The sequence below is a fragment of the Pantoea sp. YU22 genome, assembly GCF_003970755.1.
Classification (GTDB): Bacteria; Pseudomonadota; Gammaproteobacteria; order Enterobacterales; family Enterobacteriaceae; genus Pantoea; species Pantoea piersonii.
Genome location: NZ_RYDU01000042.1, coordinates 1 through 1,676 on the forward strand (window position 1 = coordinate 1; position 1,676 = coordinate 1,676).

2 protein-coding genes and 1 pseudogene are annotated in these 1,676 nt (G+C 47.7%); 1 reads left to right on the forward strand and 2 read right to left on the reverse strand.

Annotated features, from left to right (window positions below):
* Together EKL29_RS22895 and EKL29_RS22900 are read right to left on the reverse strand one after the other, a co-directional pair.
* Window positions 1-116: pseudogene (locus tag EKL29_RS22895) on the reverse strand (GNAT family N-acetyltransferase); the annotation flags it as partial.
* A gap of 229 nt (window positions 117-345) precedes the next feature.
* A complete protein-coding gene (locus EKL29_RS22900) occupies window positions 346-1,215 on the reverse strand; it encodes a LysR family transcriptional regulator (RefSeq protein ID WP_126690838.1) in 870 nt (289 codons plus the stop codon).
* Between the two features lie 126 nt (window positions 1,216-1,341).
* Between EKL29_RS22900 and EKL29_RS22905 the strand changes: the two genes are divergently transcribed.
* The gene (locus EKL29_RS22905) at window positions 1,342-1,602 is read left to right on the forward strand and encodes an MFS transporter (RefSeq protein WP_126690839.1); all 261 of its coding nucleotides are present in this window, start codon (window positions 1,342-1,344) and stop codon (window positions 1,600-1,602) included.
* Window positions 1,603-1,676: the final 74 nt, after the last annotated feature.

The window sequence follows — 1,676 nt, forward strand, 5'->3', positions numbered from 1 at the left end:
ATTTTAGCCATTTCAGGCGTAGCCCAGCATGCCTTGAGTGCGGGAAAGTCATCGAGCGTAAATTGCTTCAAAATCAGGCGTTCTGTTTCAAGTTGAGGCGCTTGCTGTGTAGCCATTCTTTTCTCCTGTCCTGGATTTATTATTTGGCTAATTTACCACCATGCCCGGATTGTTACCTACAAAATCAACATAAAGGTCACAATGTCCTCTTCTGGCACAGAGTCGCCAGTAAGTAACTTTCGAGAGCGCAATAAGTAAAACGGACGTCGCGTCTGAGAATCAGGCATAGTTTTATGCCCTGAAGGTATCCATTATTGAAGCCGGGCCTCTTCACAAAATATCGTATCAATGTCTGAACTCTTCAGTAAGAGTTTGCATAACTGTTCTGATTCTTGCTGTATGCGCCAGATCCTGATGCATAACCAGCCAGACCTCGTAGGGGTTTTTACGCTTCTGTTTCGGCCACAGGCGAATAAGCTCCTGATACCTTAGTGCAAAGTAATCTGGCAGCTCGCCAAGAGCCAGGCCGGCGCGAATAAAGGTTGCTAACATCATGCTGGAGTCCAGTTCAGCGACGACAAGTCCTTGATGCCTCATTTCGCCTGCCAGCAGCCCATCCTGAGAATTTGTAATGCCTGACTGATAAAGAGCAATACGGTGCCCCTTAAAGCCACCGCCAGGCTCTGGGATGCCAAAATTATCGATATACTTTTGCGTCGCAAAGAGTCCTACTTCCCAGGAGGCCAGTTTTTTAATGATTAAATCGGGCTGTTCCGGACGAATAGTTCGTACAGCTATATCTGCCTCACGGCGACCTAAATCCAGCAGTCGTGTAGTGGTGGTCAGATTGACCTGTATATTTGGATAGTTATGCTGCACGCGCTCAATTGCCGGTAAAACAAAATCGACGGCCAGCGAATCAGTAGTGGTGACATGCACTTTCCCTTCCAGACGGTCATCATCTCCGGCACTGCGACGTTCAATGCTGCACGTGAGACGCTCAATCTCTTTTGCAGTAGCGAGAATTTTTTCACCGCCAGCTGTTAACACCCAGCCATCCCGGACTTTTAAAAAAAGTTTACTACCCAGCGACTTCTCAAGTGAATTCAGCCTGCGGCCCACGGTGGTCTGATCAACAGTTAGTCGTTCAGCCGCACCGCGTAAAGTACCTGCGCGATATACCGCCAGGAAAATCCGGACATCATCCCAGTTCATCGTTTCTCCCAAACACGTACTGCATTTTTGCAGTTATAGCCTGCATGTTAATGCATTTTCGCAGAGTGAAATAGCCTTTAAGCTACGCGCTCTTTTCACTTATTTATATGTTCAATACGGGAAATTATGCCTCAACTCTCTTTTATTATTACCGTTGCTATGGTGAGTGCGTTTGGACTCCTTGCGTCCGATGTTTACCTTCCCGCCATGCCAGATATGGCACATGAATTTGCGGTAAGTCCGTCGCAGATCTCACAGACCATTTCTGTCTATTTACTGGCGCTGGCAGTATGCCAGCTTTTTTACGGGCCGCTTTCAGATCGGCTCGGGCGTAAACCTGTGCTGTTTGCCGGCATTGCTATATACATAGTTGGATCGCTGGGATGAATCGCCACGGGTTTAACAGACACCTCAGAGTCATTTAAGATGGCTTAAAGAGAGGTGCCCATGAGCGGTAAGCG